The organism is Chryseobacterium sp. KMC2 (assembly GCF_016756935.1).
GTDB lineage: Bacteria > Bacteroidota > Bacteroidia > Flavobacteriales > Weeksellaceae > Chryseobacterium > Chryseobacterium rhizosphaerae.
Genome location: NZ_JAESIT010000021.1, coordinates 1 through 15,884, shown reverse-complemented (window position 1 = coordinate 15,884; position 15,884 = coordinate 1). Strand labels below are relative to the sequence as shown.

At 37.7% G+C, this 15,884-nt stretch carries 19 protein-coding genes; 12 read left to right on the top strand and 7 right to left on the bottom strand.

What is annotated here, in order from left to right:
* Window positions 1-18 precede the first annotated feature (18 nt).
* From JML65_RS19685 to JML65_RS19675, 3 genes are all read right to left on the bottom strand, one after another.
* On the bottom strand, window positions 19-1,137 hold the full coding sequence (locus JML65_RS19685) for an efflux RND transporter periplasmic adaptor subunit (RefSeq protein ID WP_202271809.1): 1,119 nt from the start codon (window positions 1,135-1,137) through the stop codon (window positions 19-21).
* 271 nt (window positions 1,138-1,408) lie between these two features.
* Window positions 1,409-2,173, bottom strand: a complete 765-nt coding sequence (locus tag JML65_RS19680; RefSeq protein WP_202271808.1) for a LytR/AlgR family response regulator transcription factor — start codon at window positions 2,171-2,173, stop codon at window positions 1,409-1,411.
* A complete protein-coding gene (locus JML65_RS19675; protein WP_237390939.1) occupies window positions 2,170-3,228 on the bottom strand; it encodes a sensor histidine kinase in 1,059 nt (352 codons plus the stop codon). The genes JML65_RS19680 and JML65_RS19675 overlap by 4 nt, the downstream gene beginning before the upstream one ends.
* Before the next feature lie 290 nt (window positions 3,229-3,518).
* Between JML65_RS19675 and JML65_RS19670 the strand changes: the two genes are divergently transcribed.
* Complete coding sequence (locus JML65_RS19670; RefSeq protein ID WP_047484535.1) at window positions 3,519-4,343, top strand: universal stress protein; 825 nt, start codon at window positions 3,519-3,521, stop codon at window positions 4,341-4,343.
* Window positions 4,344-4,543: 200 nt separating this feature from the next.
* Window positions 4,544-5,020, top strand: coding sequence for a hypothetical protein (locus JML65_RS19665; RefSeq protein ID WP_202271806.1), 477 nt, complete (start codon window positions 4,544-4,546; stop codon window positions 5,018-5,020).
* 40 nt (window positions 5,021-5,060) lie between these two features.
* On the opposite strand, the gene JML65_RS19660 is transcribed toward JML65_RS19665, so the two are convergent.
* Window positions 5,061-5,930, bottom strand: coding sequence for a RimK family alpha-L-glutamate ligase (locus tag JML65_RS19660; protein WP_202271805.1), 870 nt, complete (start codon window positions 5,928-5,930; stop codon window positions 5,061-5,063).
* 205 nt (window positions 5,931-6,135) lie between these two features.
* On the opposite strand from JML65_RS19660, the gene JML65_RS19655 reads away from it, so the two are divergent.
* The 4 genes from JML65_RS19655 to JML65_RS19640 are packed head-to-tail and all read left to right on the top strand — an operon-like array spanning window position 6,136 to window position 8,036.
* Window positions 6,136-6,645: a hypothetical protein gene (locus tag JML65_RS19655; protein ID WP_047484529.1), complete on the top strand. Its 510-nt coding sequence runs from the start codon at window positions 6,136-6,138 to the stop codon at window positions 6,643-6,645.
* Entirely contained in the window at window positions 6,642-6,989 is a 348-nt protein-coding gene (locus tag JML65_RS19650) for a tRNA-binding protein (protein WP_047484527.1), read from the top strand. The genes JML65_RS19655 and JML65_RS19650 overlap by 4 nt, the downstream gene beginning before the upstream one ends.
* A 15-nt stretch (window positions 6,990-7,004) precedes the next feature.
* Window positions 7,005-7,706 (top strand): 3'-5' exonuclease, encoded by a 702-nt coding sequence (locus JML65_RS19645; protein WP_047484525.1) that lies wholly within the window; start codon window positions 7,005-7,007, stop codon window positions 7,704-7,706.
* A 3-nt stretch (window positions 7,707-7,709) separates the two neighbouring features.
* Window positions 7,710-8,036 carry an SUF system Fe-S cluster assembly protein gene (locus JML65_RS19640; protein ID WP_047484523.1) on the top strand — a complete coding sequence of 109 codons (327 nt, stop codon included), beginning with the start codon at window positions 7,710-7,712 and terminating at the stop codon, window positions 8,034-8,036.
* Between the two features lie 45 nt (window positions 8,037-8,081).
* Here the strand turns inward: JML65_RS19640 and JML65_RS19635 are convergent, their stop codons facing one another.
* On the bottom strand, window positions 8,082-8,918 hold the full coding sequence (locus JML65_RS19635; protein WP_202271804.1) for a sulfurtransferase: 837 nt from the start codon (window positions 8,916-8,918) through the stop codon (window positions 8,082-8,084).
* Window positions 8,919-9,060: 142 nt separating this feature from the next.
* Window positions 9,061-9,909 carry a hydroxymethylglutaryl-CoA lyase gene (locus tag JML65_RS19630; protein ID WP_047484519.1) on the bottom strand — a complete coding sequence of 283 codons (849 nt, stop codon included), beginning with the start codon at window positions 9,907-9,909 and terminating at the stop codon, window positions 9,061-9,063.
* 188 nt (window positions 9,910-10,097) lie between these two features.
* On the opposite strand from JML65_RS19630, the gene pepT reads away from it, so the two are divergent.
* The 6 genes from pepT (at window position 10,098) to JML65_RS19600 (ending at window position 14,955) form a co-directional block, all read left to right on the top strand.
* A complete protein-coding gene (pepT, locus tag JML65_RS19625; protein ID WP_202271803.1) occupies window positions 10,098-11,345 on the top strand; it encodes a peptidase T in 1,248 nt (415 codons plus the stop codon).
* Between the two features lie 6 nt (window positions 11,346-11,351).
* On the top strand, window positions 11,352-11,918 hold the full coding sequence (locus JML65_RS19620; RefSeq protein ID WP_047484516.1) for an energy transducer TonB: 567 nt from the start codon (window positions 11,352-11,354) through the stop codon (window positions 11,916-11,918).
* Between the two features lie 173 nt (window positions 11,919-12,091).
* Window positions 12,092-12,337 carry a hypothetical protein gene (locus tag JML65_RS19615; protein WP_047484514.1) on the top strand — a complete coding sequence of 82 codons (246 nt, stop codon included), beginning with the start codon at window positions 12,092-12,094 and terminating at the stop codon, window positions 12,335-12,337.
* A gap of 165 nt (window positions 12,338-12,502) precedes the next feature.
* On the top strand, window positions 12,503-13,096 hold the full coding sequence (locus tag JML65_RS19610) for a porin family protein (protein WP_047484512.1): 594 nt from the start codon (window positions 12,503-12,505) through the stop codon (window positions 13,094-13,096).
* Between the two features lie 78 nt (window positions 13,097-13,174).
* Window positions 13,175-14,224, top strand: a complete 1,050-nt coding sequence (locus JML65_RS19605; RefSeq protein ID WP_047484511.1) for a sensor histidine kinase — start codon at window positions 13,175-13,177, stop codon at window positions 14,222-14,224.
* A complete protein-coding gene (locus tag JML65_RS19600) occupies window positions 14,221-14,955 on the top strand; it encodes a LytR/AlgR family response regulator transcription factor (RefSeq protein WP_047484509.1) in 735 nt (244 codons plus the stop codon). The genes JML65_RS19605 and JML65_RS19600 overlap by 4 nt, the downstream gene beginning before the upstream one ends.
* Before the next feature lie 58 nt (window positions 14,956-15,013).
* Here JML65_RS19600 and JML65_RS19595 read toward each other — a convergent pair whose 3' ends face one another.
* Window positions 15,014-15,868, bottom strand: coding sequence for a DUF6268 family outer membrane beta-barrel protein (locus tag JML65_RS19595; protein ID WP_317194091.1), 855 nt, complete (start codon window positions 15,866-15,868; stop codon window positions 15,014-15,016).
* Window positions 15,869-15,884: the final 16 nt, after the last annotated feature.

The following is a 15,884-nucleotide window of genomic DNA, read 5'->3' as shown; positions in this document are numbered from 1 at the left end:
CTAAGAATGATTATATAACTATTTCGAAGGAGTTACTTTAGCCACAACCTGTGCTCCGTCTGTAAGAGCATCTATTCTGTTGATGGCGATCTTGTCTCCTGCATTCACCCCTGTTTTCACAAAGTAATCCTGAGAAGTACTTCCTGATACTTCAATCTGCATCATTTTTACTTTCTCTTTACCTTCCAGTTTATAGACGAAGAATTTATCCTGAATATCTTTTACGGAAGTTTTAGGAAGTTTCACCACACCATCTAAAGCATTGTGAATCATCACTCTTCCTGTACCGCCTGATCTTAATAATTTATCAGGATTCTGAAAAACGGCTTTCATCTGGATACTTCCTGTATTTCTGTCAAAATTTCCACTTGCATTTTCCAGTCTTCCTTTAAATCCATAGGTGGAACCGTCGGCTAAAATAAGTTCTACATTGTCAGCATTTTCTCCTGAAGCTGCAGCTCTGCTATGCGCAATAAAGTCTGCTTCGTTCATTGAAAAATATACGTTTACACTGCTGATGTTTGATAAAGTAGTCAGCGGTGATGCATCCGAAGGACTGATGAGGTTTCCTACCCTGTTTGGGATTCTTCCTATATATCCACTCACCGGAGCTTTGATGTATGTAAAGTTGGCATTGATTTTCGAAGAACCTAACGAAGACTGAGCCTGGGCCACTTGTGCTGATGCTGCTTTTAAACTCGCCTGAGCCGTTTTCAGCTGCATATCAGAAACTACTTTTCCTTCTACAAGAGGTCTCAGTTTTTCAACTTCCAATCTCGCTGTTTCCTGAGCTGCCAATGCGGATTTTAATGCGGCAGCATTGGTATTAACCTGCTCATTATACACAGATGGATTAATCCTAAATAAGGTTTGTCCTTTACTGACATACTGCCCCTCCTTCACATATACTGCTTCCAGATACCCTGTCACCTGAGCTTTAATCTCTACATTATCCTGTCCTTCTATGCTTCCGGGATATCCTGTAGAAACATCTTCATTTCCGGACTTTACCTGAATAAAATCTGTAGGTAATGCCTGCGTCTGCTGGGCATTTTCCTGACCATTTCCTGAACCGCAAGAATACAATACTGCTGCGGCCGTAAGTGAAAGTACCAGATATCCTGTTCTATAATTCATAACATTTGATTTTAAATTTTACAGGGGCAAAATAAGTTCATATACTAAGGGAATTCATGCAGAAATCAAGTGAAACGTAATTAATCGCCGGTGAAGTGTATGATACTAAAAATGAAAAGAAAAGAGGGTTTTTGCCTGATCAAAACCGAAAAATGGATATTTTTAACGGAATAATTTCAAAACTCTGAAGTCTTAATACATCCATTTTCACCCAATAAAATAAGGTTGCTTTTTCTGAAAAGCAACCTTATATTTTTTAATCATCAATATGCTAGTAATCCAGCCAGGACTTGAATGCAGAAGCTTTTTCCCGGCTCACAACCACTTCTATTTCAGGCTGTTTTCTTAATTCCAGCTTCAGTTTTCCGTTAAAATGGTTGAAAATCTGTTTCACAGAGTCTATATGAATGATAAACTGCCTGTTGGCACGGAAAAAGAACTTCGGATCCAGCTGTTTTTCAAGCTCTTCCAATGTCTGAGGAACGTTTTCAACACTCCCAGTATTCAGCATCGCTTTACTGATCCCCAATTCTGTATAAAAGTATAAAACGTCTTCAGACAAAACTGTTTTATAGCCATCCCGATGTGGAATAAGAAAACGTTTCCTGTAATCTTTAGGCTGGATATAATTAAGCAGTCCTTCAATGGCTGTTCCCACAAATGGTACTGTTTCTATAAAAGTCTCATAACGTCTTAAAGCCAGCTCAAGTTCCTCTTCCTCTATAGGCTTCAGAAGGTAGTCTATACTGTTGTATTTGAAAGCCTGCACCGCATATTCATCATATGCCGTTGTAAAAATTACAGGACTTCTTATGTCAAATTTATTGAATATCTCAAAACTTAATCCGTCCGCCAGCCGTACATCCATCATAATCATATCCGGAGCAGCATTATTTTCAAGCCAGTTGACCGCTGAAATAATAGAATCTTCTGCAGATACTATTTCCGCATGAGGTCTTAGCTTTAGCAATAGCCTTTTTAACCTGTCTGCATTAGGCTTTTCATCCTCTATTATTAAAATTTTATTGAGCTTCATATCAGTGGGAGTTTTACAATAAATTGATTTTCTGTTTTCTCTATGATGGGTTTTATATACCCTAAGATCTCATATCTGGCAACAATATTAGCAAGCCCTACTCCTGAAGAATCCGGCTTATTAATTAATGGCAAAAATGTATTGGAAACCACGAGTTCCTTATTAGAATTTGTATACACATGTATTTCCAAGGGATTCGCTTTTGAGGTCTGGTTATGTTTAATAGCATTTTCAACCAATAACTGCAGGGAAAGGGGAAGCGTGTACATAGATCTGTAGTCTTCGTGAATATCAATTTTAAAGACAACTCCTTCTCCAATTCTCTTTTCAATTAGAAAAATATAGGATTCTAAAAATTTCAGCTCTTCTTCTACGGCTATAATATCTTTTTTAGAGTTAACGAGAAGATACCGGTACACCCTAGCAAACTTCTCAGAATATTCATACCCAAGCTGCTGGTCTTCCAGAATAAGTTCAGAAAGTACGCTGAGGTTGTTAAAAATAAAATGGGGGTCTATCTGCAGCTTAAGAGCCTGAAGTTCCGCCGCCATCGCCGCCTGTTTATGTTTTGAAGCCCTCACTTTATGCTGAGCCGCTTCCACTGCTGTTTTTTTCCAGTTTTCCAATAAATAATCCACTGTATTAAATGCACTGATGGTAAGGGATACCACAATATTGGTGGCAATCCACTGTCCCAATAGGGTATATTCTTTTCGGGCATCCATTTCCGGTAAACTTACTGAAGTACAATCAATAATAAAGTTAATGATAATAACAATCAGTACACTTCCAACAATCTGGATAATACACTGAAGAAGCAAACGCTTTACCGTTCGGTTGCTCCAGGGAAGCAGCTTATTGAGCATTCTGTCAATAAATATACTGACCTCGGAAATAACGACGGAAAAGAGAAATATCCACAGAATATCCTCCACGATCACCTTCAGGGGATCCTTTAAATAGAGTTGCCAGGCCGGATCAAACGGATCAATCAGGTAGGAAAAAACATAAAAGGTAATCACCGCTACAGCCCATATAGCCAGTCTTCTTTTCATTGCGGAAAGAATCTTTTTGTTCCGGACTATATTTTTTCTGAATGTAGAAATCCTATTCATATTGGGAGCTTTACGGCTGTAAATATAAAAATAGATTTTATAAGAATATCTTCCATTTCAAACGAGACCGCCAAAACGGTACCTGAAACGTAAAATAGGAGACTTCAACTGGAAGGTAACGGTTCATCACCTTAAAAAGACATTTCATCATCATTTTATGCAATGTCACCATCTTTTTAATACCATAGAAAGGTTTTGTCTTATAGTTTTGCAGGATCAATTCTGGTACAATGAAAACAATAATTGTCTGCACAGATTTTTCCAAAGAAGCAGAAAATGCCACTCATTATGCAGCTTCTATGGCTAAAGAAAATACGTATAAAGTTGTTCTGTTCCATTTACAGACCGTTTCTATTCATGCATTAAATGCTCAGGCTTCTGCCGATTTTTTTCATGAACAGACGCTTAAAAACCAAAAGAAAATTTCGGAGAAAGCTTCGGAGCTGGAAAGTTTATACAATCTGGAAACACAGTATTATCTGGCTTCGGGCAACTTTATTGAGGAACTTGAAAACTGTATTCAACTGAACAGTGGTGATTTTGTGGTCATGGGTATGGCGGAGAAAACGCTTGAACAAAGATTACTGGGAAATATTGTCACTAAAACGATCCATCGGCTCAAAAAGCCCATCCTGATCATTCCCGCCCACATAGAATATACGGGAATCCGAAAAATTCTTTTTGCCTATGACACCCACAAAAGCATGACCTGGTCTGCCATGAACGATATTTATAATTTCATCAACGAATTCAAAGCTGAAATTGAAGTGTTCAATGTAAGTGAGAGACTGGAAGATTTTACAGAAGTCATTCATGACATTGATCTGAACTCCGGATATGATCTTGATGATATTAAATACAGTTTTAAAATGATCCAATCTATTGAAATCATTAAGGCCATTGAAGAGGAGGTGAAACTTACCAATTCGGATTTACTGACGATGGTTCCTTATAAATACAATCTTGTGGAATCTCTTTTCCATAGAAGCAAAACGATAATAATGGCTTATAAAAATAAAGTCCCCTTACTATCAATTCCCTTAAACATAGATTAAGAATCAATAAAAATCTGCACACATTTGAATTATCCTTTTTGCCTTTAAAGGCTAAATTTTACACTTAATCTTGTTTAACAGGACCGGAGAAAAATCTCCGGTCCTGTTTTTATTGACACCTCATCTTATCTGAAAATTAAAAACTTTCTTTTTATTTTGATATAATTTGTATTTTTATCTAAGCACCAAAATAAGTTATTATGAAATCTATTCATTTTCATTACCGATGGTATATGATGTGTTTATTATTTTTTGGATATATACAATCATTTGCCCAGGTCATCAACAGCCAGGAAGGAAATCCTGTTCAATGTACACAGAAGCTCAGATTGATATCTGATAAGATGATTTTCACAAAAGACCGTCAGGAAAAACCTGTCAAAGTAGATATTATTATTGATCCCTTGAGTTCTACCATAAAAACAATCATGCAGGAATCTGGTCAGAAGGTTCCATCTGAACAGGTGTATCAGATTAAAAATATGAATTGTACAGTGAATGATAATTTTACTTTCGGAAGAGTCATTTATTCTGTGACGGCAGACAATCATGACGGCACATTTTCTAATGGTGAATTTCTTTTGGAAGCGACCAAAAGAGGACTATTTTTCTCCAATACGATTGATCCGCCTCAGGATAAGGCTGTTATTCCGGTTATAAAGTTTGAAAAACTGTAAATAAAAAAACCACCTCACAGCTGAGATGGTTTAGTATATTTTAGGAAATGAAAGCCAATAAGGCCTGGTAGTAATTTTCCAGTAAAAGGGTGTCTCCATTCAGGAACAAATAGGGTTCTATCAGCTCCAGTTCCATGAGCTTAAAGCTATTATCAATCAGTACTCCATCTACTCTTGCATATAATGTGGGCTGAGGTAAGCTTTTCAGATAGGTGCCGGCCTGCTCTATATGCAATGGGTCAGGTGTTGGATAGCTGATGCTTCCACCATGATAATGCTGTACCCTGAAATCCCCTTCTTTAGGAGTCTTTAATGAACAGTGGCTATATTTTCCGTTGAAAAACAGGAATGACCATTCCCCATTTTTGATTTCTTCTACAAAAGGCTGTACCATATAATCGTGTTCCTCCAGAAGCTTATCTATTTCTTTTGACCGTTCATTAAAATTGTTTCTGTCAACAGTGATTGTATTTTGTGCACCGGCACTTACACAGGGTTTTACCACCAGTTTATCAGCATTAAAATAATCGAAAAAACGCTTGTCAAAAGAAGACCCTTTTTTTTGATATTCTGCAGGAATTACCGGTAGTTCTTTTTTCACAAGATCCCCCAGATAGTGTTTATCGCTATTCCACTTAATAATTTCCACGGGGTTAAGAACCTTAACACCCAGTTTTTCAAGCTGATCCAGCCAGCTCAGGAATTCATTCAGATGGTTATGATAATCCCATGGAGACTTGATAATGGCGACATCAAAGCTGCTCCAGTCTGCATTTTTATCATTCCAAATACTAGGAACAACCTCCAACCCTCTATCTTTTAAAAAGCTGATGAGCTCTGTATCTTCATCATTAGCCACTCCCTGTGAAAGTCTCGCTTCTTTTTTATAGCCTACTACTGTGATTTTCATGCGTCTGTTATTATGATTTTATCTTATAGTAAAATTGCGAAGAATGGGTGAGTGAGTAGAGACACAGATTTTTTTATTTGAAGGGGTACAATTGAAAGAGAAGAATTTAATCAATACAAAATCTCAGTTTTTTGACACTGTTACTCTTCAAAACATACTTTTTAATTCTCAATATTTTAATACATTTGTTTAAAACCTATTCAGCATGAATTTCGAGCAGATCAACCTCCACCTTGAAGCTTATAAGGAACATGACCAGATCCTGGATGCAGCGAAATACCTGATCCATTCTTTTCATCTGGAACATGAGAACTTTGCAGGGTTTGGATTCAGGCAGGAGCTTTCCCCTACTTCGATGCTTCTTACGGCAGAAGGAGAACTGGGAGGTCCGCAGATGGTCATGATCCCGAAAAATTTATTCGATTTTGATCTGAACCTTGTTTTGAATATGATCGCCCATGAAATGCTCCATGTGAGACAAAAAGCTCCGGGACAGGTAATAGAGGATAAAAATGAGCGGGAATTTCAGGCGTACTACGAAATGCTTTTTCATAAAGTTTTCCCCCAGGTACCTGACGTTTCAGACTTTCATAAAAAATTCTTTGGAGACAAAGCTCTTGAATATTACAGAAGAATGGGAGAAGGTTCAGAATTACAGCAAAAATATGCAGAACAGAAAACTGAAGTAGAACATTTAATTAACGTATTACCATGACCGTAAAACCAGACATCACTTGGGCAGATTTTGAAAAAATAGATATCCGATGCGGAACCATTCTTTCCGTCAATGATTTTGAAAAAGCAAGAAACCCTTCTTATCAGTTGGAAATAGACTTTGGAGATTTGGGAATCAGAAAATCATCAGCACAGATCACTAGTCTTTATCAGAAAGAAGAATTGGTAGGAAAACAGATTCTGGCTGTGGTTAATTTCCCTAAAAAACAAATTGCCAACTTTTTCAGCGAATGCCTTGTACTAGGACTATATGGTGAAGATAAGCAGGATGTCACTCTTCTGGCTCCTTCCTTACCCACCAAAAACGGAATGCAGGTAGGATAACAAACCAAAACACACATGATACAGAACATACCTTTAGAAAGAATATTGTTTCTTGATATCGAGACCGTACCACAGGCTGGTTCCTGGGATGAATTATCGGAAACCGACCAATACCTCTGGGACAAAAAAACAAGGTTTCAGAGAAAAGAAGATATTTCCGCAGAAGGCTTTTACGAGAGAGCCGGCATTATGGCTGAGTTCGGAAAAATCATCTGCATTACCATTGGAATGGTAGAAAAGAATGAAACATTAAAGATCAAAAGTTTCTCAGGACATGATGAGAAAAAAATGCTTCAGGAGTTTGGGGAGATTTTCAACAGTCCAAGGCTCCGGGATGTCATTCTCTGTGCCCACAACGGAAAAGAATTTGATTTTCCGTGGATTGCCAGACGATACCTGATCAACGGAATGCAGCCTCCGGCTCCGTTTCAGATGTTCGGAAAAAAGCCCTGGGAGATTCCTCATATCGATACCATGGAGCTTTGGAAATTCGGAGATTATAAAAGTTTTGTGTCCCTTGAACTCCTTGCCCATGTCTTTGGAATTCCTACTCCAAAAGACGATATAGACGGGTCAATGGTTTCATCAATCTACTACATAGAAAAAGACTTGCAGCGAATAGTTGATTATTGTGAAAAAGATGTCTTAACTTTGGCAAATATTTTCCGGCGCTTGCGTCAGGAAGATTTGTTGAAAAGGAATATCAATCTAGATTAAAAAATGAAATTTACAGACGATCAAATTGCTGACATTGGTGAAGAAATCATCAAAGTACTGAAATCCGTATATGACCCTGAAATACCGGTGGATATTTACGAATTAGGGCTGATTTATGATGTACAGATCTCCGATGATGTAGACGTAAAAATTGTAATGACACTTACTACCCCCAACTGCCCTGTGGCCGAAACGCTTCCACAAGAAGTAAAAGATAAAGTTGGAGAAGTAGAACATGTAAAAAGTGTTGATTTAGAGCTTACTTTTGAACCGAGCTGGAACAAGGATATGATGAGCGAGGAAGCTAAGTTTGAACTGGGAATGCTTTAATTATTATAAAATATAAAACCTCAGAAATATCTGAGGTTTATGTTTTTACATATCTTTTGCAATTTCTTTTCCTTCTCTCCTGCTCCACTCACTCCACGAGCCTACATACAGATTAGGAATTGTAAATCCGGCATAGTCTAACGCCAAAATCGTATGACAAGCCGTAACCCCTGAACCACAGTGAATAATCAGGTTTTCAGGTTTATTTTCCAATAACCTCTTATATTTTTCCTTGAGAACTTCCGGGCTCAGAAAGAATCCGTTTTCATCCAAATTTTCTGAAAAAGGAATATTGATTGCCCCCGGAATATGCCCGGCAACCAGATCGATAGGTTCCGATTCTCCTCTGTATCGGTAAGCATCCCTTACATCAATAACAGTAGCAGAAGCATTTTTCAATTCATTTTCAACTTCTTCCAGTTTTGAAACAGGTAGAAACCAATGATCTTTTTTAATCAGTGGAGTCTTTTCAACCCTCTCTTCTCCTGACGAAAATTCTATGCCTTCCTTTTCCGCGGCCTGCATTCCTCCATCAAGTACCTGGACCTTTTCGAACCCAAAAGACTTTAACATCCACCAAGCTCTTGCTGCTGCATTGGAAGCGTTTTTATCATCATATACCACAATCTCAGAATTTTCTGAAATTCCCAGGTCTGAAAGGGTTTCAGCAAATTTTTCTATGGAAGGAAGCGGGTGTCTTCCCCCAAAAGCAGCATTCTCTCCTATCTCCGCCAAATCTTTATCCAAATCGATGAATAATGCTCCTTTGATATGTTTCTCAAGATAGTTCTGAACAACATCTTTTCCGGTTCTCGCATCAAGAATAATAAGGTTATCTGTGGCTAGTTTTTTTAATTCAGAAGGTGAAATTATTGGAGACATTTTGTTGATTTTTGGGGTTAATTATAATTAGATTTTGGTTAAAACCATTGATATTTGAATATAGTAAAGCGGGCTAAAGCCCGCTCCTATTGATATTTTTACTTCTCTCAGAATCTGTGAGAGATTGGGTTCTTAATTCATTCTAAAAATGAAAAATATCCTTAGCCTTATTGTAAGAACTTTCAAAGTTTAGGAGGTTCAGCTTGTGATCTGCTTTTTCAACACTCATAAAGTTGATCACCTGCTCAGTAGGCATATTTCCCACCAGATCATCTTTAGCCATAGGACATCCTCCGATTCCTTTAATTGCACTATCGAACCTTCTGCAACCTTGGTCGTAAGCCGCTTTTAATTTCGAGTAAGAATCCTCGTAACGGTTGTGGAAATGTCCTCCGAAATTGATCTCAGGATATTTTGAAGGAATTTTTTCAAATAAAAGAGCAATAGTTTCGGGAGTCGCTACTCCTGTTGTATCAGAAAGCAGAATATCTTTCACACCGATTTCCGAAAATCTTTTTGCCCAGTGGTCTACATCTTCCCATTTCCACATTTCTCCATATGGATTTCCAAAGGCCATGGAGAAATAAATGTTCAGCTGTTTTCCTTCACTTCTGGTCAGCTCAAGCATTCTGATAATTTCCTCAAAAGCTTCTTCCTGGCTTTTGTTTGTATTTCTATGCTGGAATGTTTCAGAAATAGAGAAGGGAAATCCAAGGATATCTACTGAAGCATGTTTTAATGCTTTTTCAGCACCTCTGTAGTTTCCGATAATTGCAGAAACTTTAGTTTTGGAACGGGATTTATCAATATTTTCAGCAACCTCATCAGAGTCTGCCATCTGTGGAATTGCTTTTGGTGAAACAAAACTCAGGCAGTCCAATACATCAAAGCCAACATCCATTAAAGAGTTGATATAATCTATTTTTTTTTCGGTAGGGATAAACTCTCCCCATCCCTGCATGGCATCTCTTGGGCATTCAGTTAGAAACATTGGTACTTTTCATTTTCTCAAATATAATAAAACTAAACTAGTTCGTATACGATACATACAAATCTAACATTATTTTGATTTTCAAAGATTTATATCCGATTTAAAATTTCAATAACTGATATTCAATCGCAAATAACCTATTCTGAGCGGCAAATTTGCTAACTTTGTTAAAATTTATGATTAATCTAATGAGTACAATAGAATTCAACCCTTTGTGGAAAGAGAAATTACTGAACCGTTTTCTTAGTTATGTAAAAATATATTCAACCAGTGATGCTGAGAGTGAAGCAACACCTTCTACTCTACGACAGTGGGATATTGCCAATTATATTACTGAAGAACTGAAGACCATAGGTTTGGAAGACGTTTCCATTGATGGGAATGGTTATATTATGGGATATATTCCTTCTAACCTGGAAAACGATGACAGACCTACTATTGGATTCATTTCACATTATGATACTTCACCGGATTTCAGCGGAGAGAATGTAAATCCTCAGGTTTGGAAGAATTATGACGGAAATGATCTTCTGCTGAACCAGACTACAGGATTCACTTTATCCCCTTCAAAGTTTGAAAGTTTAAAAAAATATATCGGTCAGACATTAATTACAACCGATGGAAATACCCTTCTGGGTGCTGATGATAAAGCAGGATGTGCAGAGATTGTAACGGCTGCAGAATATCTGATTGCTCACCCTGAGATTAAGCATGGAAGAATTGCCGTAGGATTTACCCCTGATGAAGAAATCGGAAGAGGAGCACACAAATTTGATGTGGCAAAATTTGGAGCAGAATGGGCTTACACAATGGATGGTGGAGAAGTTGGAGAACTTGAATATGAAAACTTCAATGCTGCAGGAGCTGTAGTGAAAATCCACGGATTAAGTGTACACCCTGGTTATGCTTACGGAAAAATGATCAACGCAGCGCTTTTAGCTGCCGAATTTGCACAGAGCCTTCCGGCAAATGAAACTCCTGCTACCACTAAAGGTTTTGATGGGTTCTATCATTTAATGGATATCACTGCTGACATTTCTGAAGCTAAACTTCAGTATATCATCCGTGATCATGATGCTGATAAATTTGAAGCCAGAAAGAAATTCATGGAAGAAAAAGTAGCTGAATTCAACCAAAAACATGGTGAAGGAACTGCTGAAGTGGAGATCAAGGAGCAATACAGAAATATGAAGCAACAGTTTGAAGGTAAAATGCACATTGTAGATCTTGCGGCAAAAGCAATGACAGAAGCAGGTATTGAACCTAAGATCAAAGCGATCAGAGGAGGAACAGACGGAGCTCAGCTTTCTTATATGGGGCTTCCATGTCCCAATATCTTTGCCGGAGGAATCAACTTCCACGGACCTTACGAGTACGTAGCTTTAGAAAGCATGGAAAAAGCAACTGAAGTAATCATTAATATTGTAAAAGCTTAATTACTGATGAAAAGACTCTCAGCATTAGCATTCATTTTTGTTTTTGTTTTCAGCAGTGCCCAAATTTCTGAATTTCAGAGAGCAGACTCTCGCTATGACAGAAAGAAAACGGCTTTGTATAAAAAATACCCTAAGCCTAATGATCTAAAAACCAAGAAGGAGTGGCTTCTTACTGAGGAAAAAATAACATCATACAAAAATGCTTTAGATCAGCTTTCCACGGAAGACAAGAAAATAATTGCTTTAGATCAGCCTACAAAAGGCAAGGTCACCAAAGAAGCGGAATATGAAAAGGGAAAAGGAGCTTTTCATCAGCTTCTGCATGATGCAACTGATCTTGATTTTCTGAATTTTGCTTCAGGTTCTTACAAAGCGACCATAAGCTTCGTAGTAGATTCTAAAGGAAATGCGCTTGATCCACAAGTGAAAGGTAATAATGAGGATGTAAACGCCTTTATTGAAGCGGCATTCTACCGTATCCGAGATAAAGGTAAATGGAAACCTGCAGAAAGCAACGGGAAACCGGTCTCTTCTACAGTCTCTATTCCTTTGACGTTAACATTTAAAAAATAAATAATATAGACCCACTGCAAAGTGGGTTTATTTTTTATTATTATTTTCAGAAAATATCAAACATAATTCTCACATTACACTTATTGACAGATACTTAAAAGCAAAACCCATCTGATTTTTCATTATATTTACTTTCATAAACAAACTATTAACATTTAACATCAAATTACATTATGAAAAACATTAAAAAGCTTTTAAGAAAAGACCTGTCCACAATTCTTGGTAACGGAATAGACAACTGCCATATGGGTGGCGATTCTTATAATTGCCAGAGTGACTGCCAATGTGCTTATGGAAAAGCCTGTGAAATGTATGAGGACGGCAGCCCGGGACAATGTATCGCCGTAGGAGGAGGAAACCCAGGAGGTGGTGGAGGTGGATGTTTTCCACCAATCATTTGTGAAGAACAACCTTATTAACCATCTTAATCGAAAGATTTTTCTTTCGATTTTTTTTATCCCTGGCTTTTCTACTTCTTCCAAAAGATGAGCCTTATCACCGTATTTCTACCGTTCATCAAATAAAGTTTCACCTCACGTTCCCGATTTGTTGTTTTGCACCAAGTTTTTAACAACAATCAATTTATGAAACAGCAACTTTTAGCCTTCGGTTCGCTATTATTATGCATTACGTGCTCAATAGATACTCAGGCGCAACAGACCCCGGCTTTTCACATCGGAGTCAAGGGAGGTACAAATTTTACAAAAACCTCAACGGAATCATCCTTGGAAGGAAAATACGGATTTGGATATCAGGCAGGAATCATGACAAGAATGGATATCGGCAGTCTTTATGTACAAGGAGAAGCATTATTCAACAAAAGAAAAACATCTTACGAAGCCAAAGACGGAACCTCAGCAAAGCTGACATGGAATGCCATTGATATTCCTGTGGTAGTGGGATATAAGCTCATTAAAACAGACGATGTAAATCTAAGAGTGTTTGCCGGTGGAGTGTACAGCTATGCTTTTAACAATAACCTTTCAGCTCCCCAGGCTTTTCAGGAGGGTTTTAAAAAGTTTGACAAATCCAATATAGGGCTTACAGGGGGTGTAGGTGTAGATTATAAGAATTTCACCGTAGACCTTAGGTATGAAACAGGACTTTCAAGCATCAGCAAAGAATTCAAATCCAAGCCCCACAGTTTCAGCCTTGGGATAGGTTATTTCTTATTCTAAAAACTTAAATTATCTTTACCATTAGAAACTGTGTCTCTGCAGTTTCTATTTTTTTATAAACTTAGTCCGTTTCTTCTCATGACAAAATCTTTTCTTTCAAAAGAATATATTTTCACCTTTCTTTTCTGGTTTGTTTTTGCCGTTGTATTATGGTGCAATTTTCAGATTGCTACAGAAAAATACCTGGCTATGATTCAATCCCTGATCATTACCTTCAGTTCATTTATGTTCACTCATTTTTTAACCACCAAACTCCTTCCCAAGGCTTTACGGTCGAAAAAAATGCGAAGCTTTCTGATCCAGGCCACTATAGTTATTCTTCTTTTGAGTATTATTTATTCTGTCATATTCACTTATCTGGAAGTTGCTCCTAAAACGAACCTTCCTCCTACTTTTAGGGGACATCTCCCTATTTTATGGCAAGGATTTTATATGGCCCTTCCCGCCTCTTTTCTGATTAACGGATCAGCCTGTGGTATTAAATTTTATAAGGAACACGGAAGAATAGAGCGGGATCATATCCTTCTCCAGCAGGCTCACCTGGAAAACCAGCTCAAGCTGCTGCAGGATCAGATCAATCCGCATGTGGTATTCAATATCCTGAATCATATTCATATTCTGATGAAAACAGATATTCAGCTCGCTGATTTTTTACTGATGAAGTTTTCAGATATTTTAAGGTATCAGCTCTATCACTGTAATCAAAACCTGGTCCCTCTGGATAAAGAAATTGAATATTTGCAAAACCTGGTGGAAGTGGAGAAATTAAGGTGGGGAAATGAACTGGAGGTTGAGGCACATTGGCAGATTGATCATAAAAAAGCCTCTATTGCTCCTCTGCTATTGGTATCCTTTATTGAAAATGCCTTTAAATATGTCTGCCGTCTTCCCGGACAAACTGGATATATCAGAATTTCATGTAAAGAAGAAAACAACAGTCTTTTGTTATATGTAGAAAATTCTTACTCTGACAAGGTAATGTACAAAAAGAAGGATGGAACCGGAGGAATTGGTATTCAAAATGTAAAAAAACGTTTAAAACTACAATATCCGGATTCTCATGATTTAAAAATAGAATCTGACGGCCACGTTTATAAAGTCACTTTAACCCTAGAATTATCTGAATGAGCAATAATATCCCTAAAATGAAATGTCTGATCATAGATGATGAACCATTAGCCAGATTCCATCTTAAAGCACTGGCAGATCAGATAGATTTTTTATCCGTTGAAGGCACTTGTGCAACGGCATTAGAGGCAGATTCCAAAGTAAAAGAAAGTGAAATTGACCTTCTTTTTCTGGACATCAATATGCCCTACCTGAGTGGTCTTGAATTTTTGGAACAACTTGAAAACCCTCCATTATGTATCCTTACCACCGCGTATTCCGAATATGCACTGGAAGGATTCCGGTTGCAGGTAGCCGATTATCTTTTAAAACCTATTGCTTTTAACCGGTTTTATCAGGCCGTCAATAAAGCCCAGCAACAGTTTATCATCAGTGAAAAACTGAAAAAAAACACGCCTTTGGATGATCCATTTCTGTATGTAAGACAGTCTGATTCTTTTATCAAAGTTTCCTGGGTAGATATTCTATATGTTGAAAGTATGCAGAATTATACCAAACTTCATTTTAAAGATAAATCCCTGATCATTCATCAGACCATGAAAGCCATTGAAGAATCTTTACCTGCGGAACATTTTTTCAGGATCCATAAATCGTTTCTGATTAATATTACACATATTGATATGATTTCCGGAGGCCGCCTGTTTATCAATAAAATAGAGCTTCCTATTTCCCGTACCCGAAAAGAAGAACTGCTCAATCAGGTTGTCTATAAAAAGCTTATCAGTAAATAGAAAAATTTGGAAATAAGAAGAGGGAATGATAGGATACTTTCCCTCTTCAACTGTCTTGTTATGGTAAGTTCCAGCGTAAGGCAAGAGCTACGTAAAATGTACTTGCAAATTTGGGATCGGCAACCTTCTTCTCCCTGAAGATGCTTTTGATTTTCCTGTCACTTTCACTGAAACTTCTCAATAAGGCTGTTCCCCCTGTAAGGCGAAGACTCAGCTTGTCATTAAGTTTTATTTCAGGTCTTATTCCTGCCGTGATCTGCTGATAACCCAGCAAGGTAGATTTTCCATCCTTATTCCTTTCTACAGACATTCCGCTGAGGTTAACCACTGCTTTTAATGCAAATTTATCGGTAAACTGATAACCGGCTTCCATTCCTTCCGGGAAATTGATATTGAACTTAATTTTCCCATTCGTCTTCCAATCAAAATAAATCCAGGGCATAATCATAGGAACTCCAAATGCTGTGGTAAGAACAGGACCTCCACCCAGTGCCAGATTAGGATTAAAATGTCTGATAAACAATATACCTCCCTGCCCCAGTACATCATCAAAACTGATGTCTTCCATATCGGTATACACGCCTACCGTTGCGGTCATCATCATACTCCACTTTTTTCCTAATGGCCTCAAATGCTGTATTCCAATCTGGGCATTCAGCATCTGATCTGGAAATAGCTGTTTTTCATAATTTTTATGGGTCATCTTTGCATAAGATCCACCGAGGAGCATGGACCAGGCCTTTACTTTACCATTAGTGTCTTTTTTTACGGATAAAGGAATACTAAGATTCAGGTCTACTCTTTTAAAGTCACTTTTGGAATCCGTTTTTACACTGTCTTCCGGACGGATATAGCTGGAGGAAGCAATATATTCTGTTTTAAGCTCACCGGATATTCCGGATTGGGCATTGATCCAATAGCCTAATGGC

Excerpts from the sequence above, each read along its gene's own strand:
- JML65_RS19665 (WP_202271806.1), top strand. The coding sequence starts at position 4,544 with ATGAAATCTATTCATTTTCATTACCGATGGTATATGATGTGTTTATTA.
- JML65_RS19685 (WP_202271809.1), bottom strand. The coding sequence starts at position 1,137 with ATGAATTATAGAACAGGATATCTGGTACTTTCACTTACGGCCGCAGCA.
- JML65_RS19630 (WP_047484519.1), bottom strand. The coding sequence starts at position 9,909 with ATGTTTCTAACTGAATGCCCAAGAGATGCCATGCAGGGATGGGGAGAG.
- JML65_RS19675 (WP_237390939.1), bottom strand. The coding sequence starts at position 3,228 with ATGAAAAGAAGACTGGCTATATGGGCTGTAGCGGTGATTACCTTTTAT.
- JML65_RS19600 (WP_047484509.1), top strand. The coding sequence starts at position 14,221 with ATGAGCAATAATATCCCTAAAATGAAATGTCTGATCATAGATGATGAA.
- JML65_RS19620 (WP_047484516.1), top strand. The coding sequence starts at position 11,352 with ATGAAAAGACTCTCAGCATTAGCATTCATTTTTGTTTTTGTTTTCAGC.
- JML65_RS19605 (WP_047484511.1), top strand. The coding sequence starts at position 13,175 with ATGACAAAATCTTTTCTTTCAAAAGAATATATTTTCACCTTTCTTTTC.
- JML65_RS19645 (WP_047484525.1), top strand. The coding sequence starts at position 7,005 with ATGATACAGAACATACCTTTAGAAAGAATATTGTTTCTTGATATCGAG.
- JML65_RS19640 (WP_047484523.1), top strand. The coding sequence starts at position 7,710 with ATGAAATTTACAGACGATCAAATTGCTGACATTGGTGAAGAAATCATC.
- JML65_RS19610 (WP_047484512.1), top strand. The coding sequence starts at position 12,503 with ATGAAACAGCAACTTTTAGCCTTCGGTTCGCTATTATTATGCATTACG.
- pepT (WP_202271803.1), top strand. The coding sequence starts at position 10,098 with ATGAGTACAATAGAATTCAACCCTTTGTGGAAAGAGAAATTACTGAAC.
- JML65_RS19650 (WP_047484527.1), top strand. The coding sequence starts at position 6,642 with ATGACCGTAAAACCAGACATCACTTGGGCAGATTTTGAAAAAATAGAT.
- JML65_RS19670 (WP_047484535.1), top strand. The coding sequence starts at position 3,519 with ATGAAAACAATAATTGTCTGCACAGATTTTTCCAAAGAAGCAGAAAAT.
- JML65_RS19660 (WP_202271805.1), bottom strand. The coding sequence starts at position 5,930 with ATGAAAATCACAGTAGTAGGCTATAAAAAAGAAGCGAGACTTTCACAG.
- JML65_RS19615 (WP_047484514.1), top strand. The coding sequence starts at position 12,092 with ATGAAAAACATTAAAAAGCTTTTAAGAAAAGACCTGTCCACAATTCTT.
- JML65_RS19635 (WP_202271804.1), bottom strand. The coding sequence starts at position 8,918 with ATGTCTCCAATAATTTCACCTTCTGAATTAAAAAAACTAGCCACAGAT.
- JML65_RS19655 (WP_047484529.1), top strand. The coding sequence starts at position 6,136 with ATGAATTTCGAGCAGATCAACCTCCACCTTGAAGCTTATAAGGAACAT.
- JML65_RS19680 (WP_202271808.1), bottom strand. The coding sequence starts at position 2,173 with ATGAAGCTCAATAAAATTTTAATAATAGAGGATGAAAAGCCTAATGCA.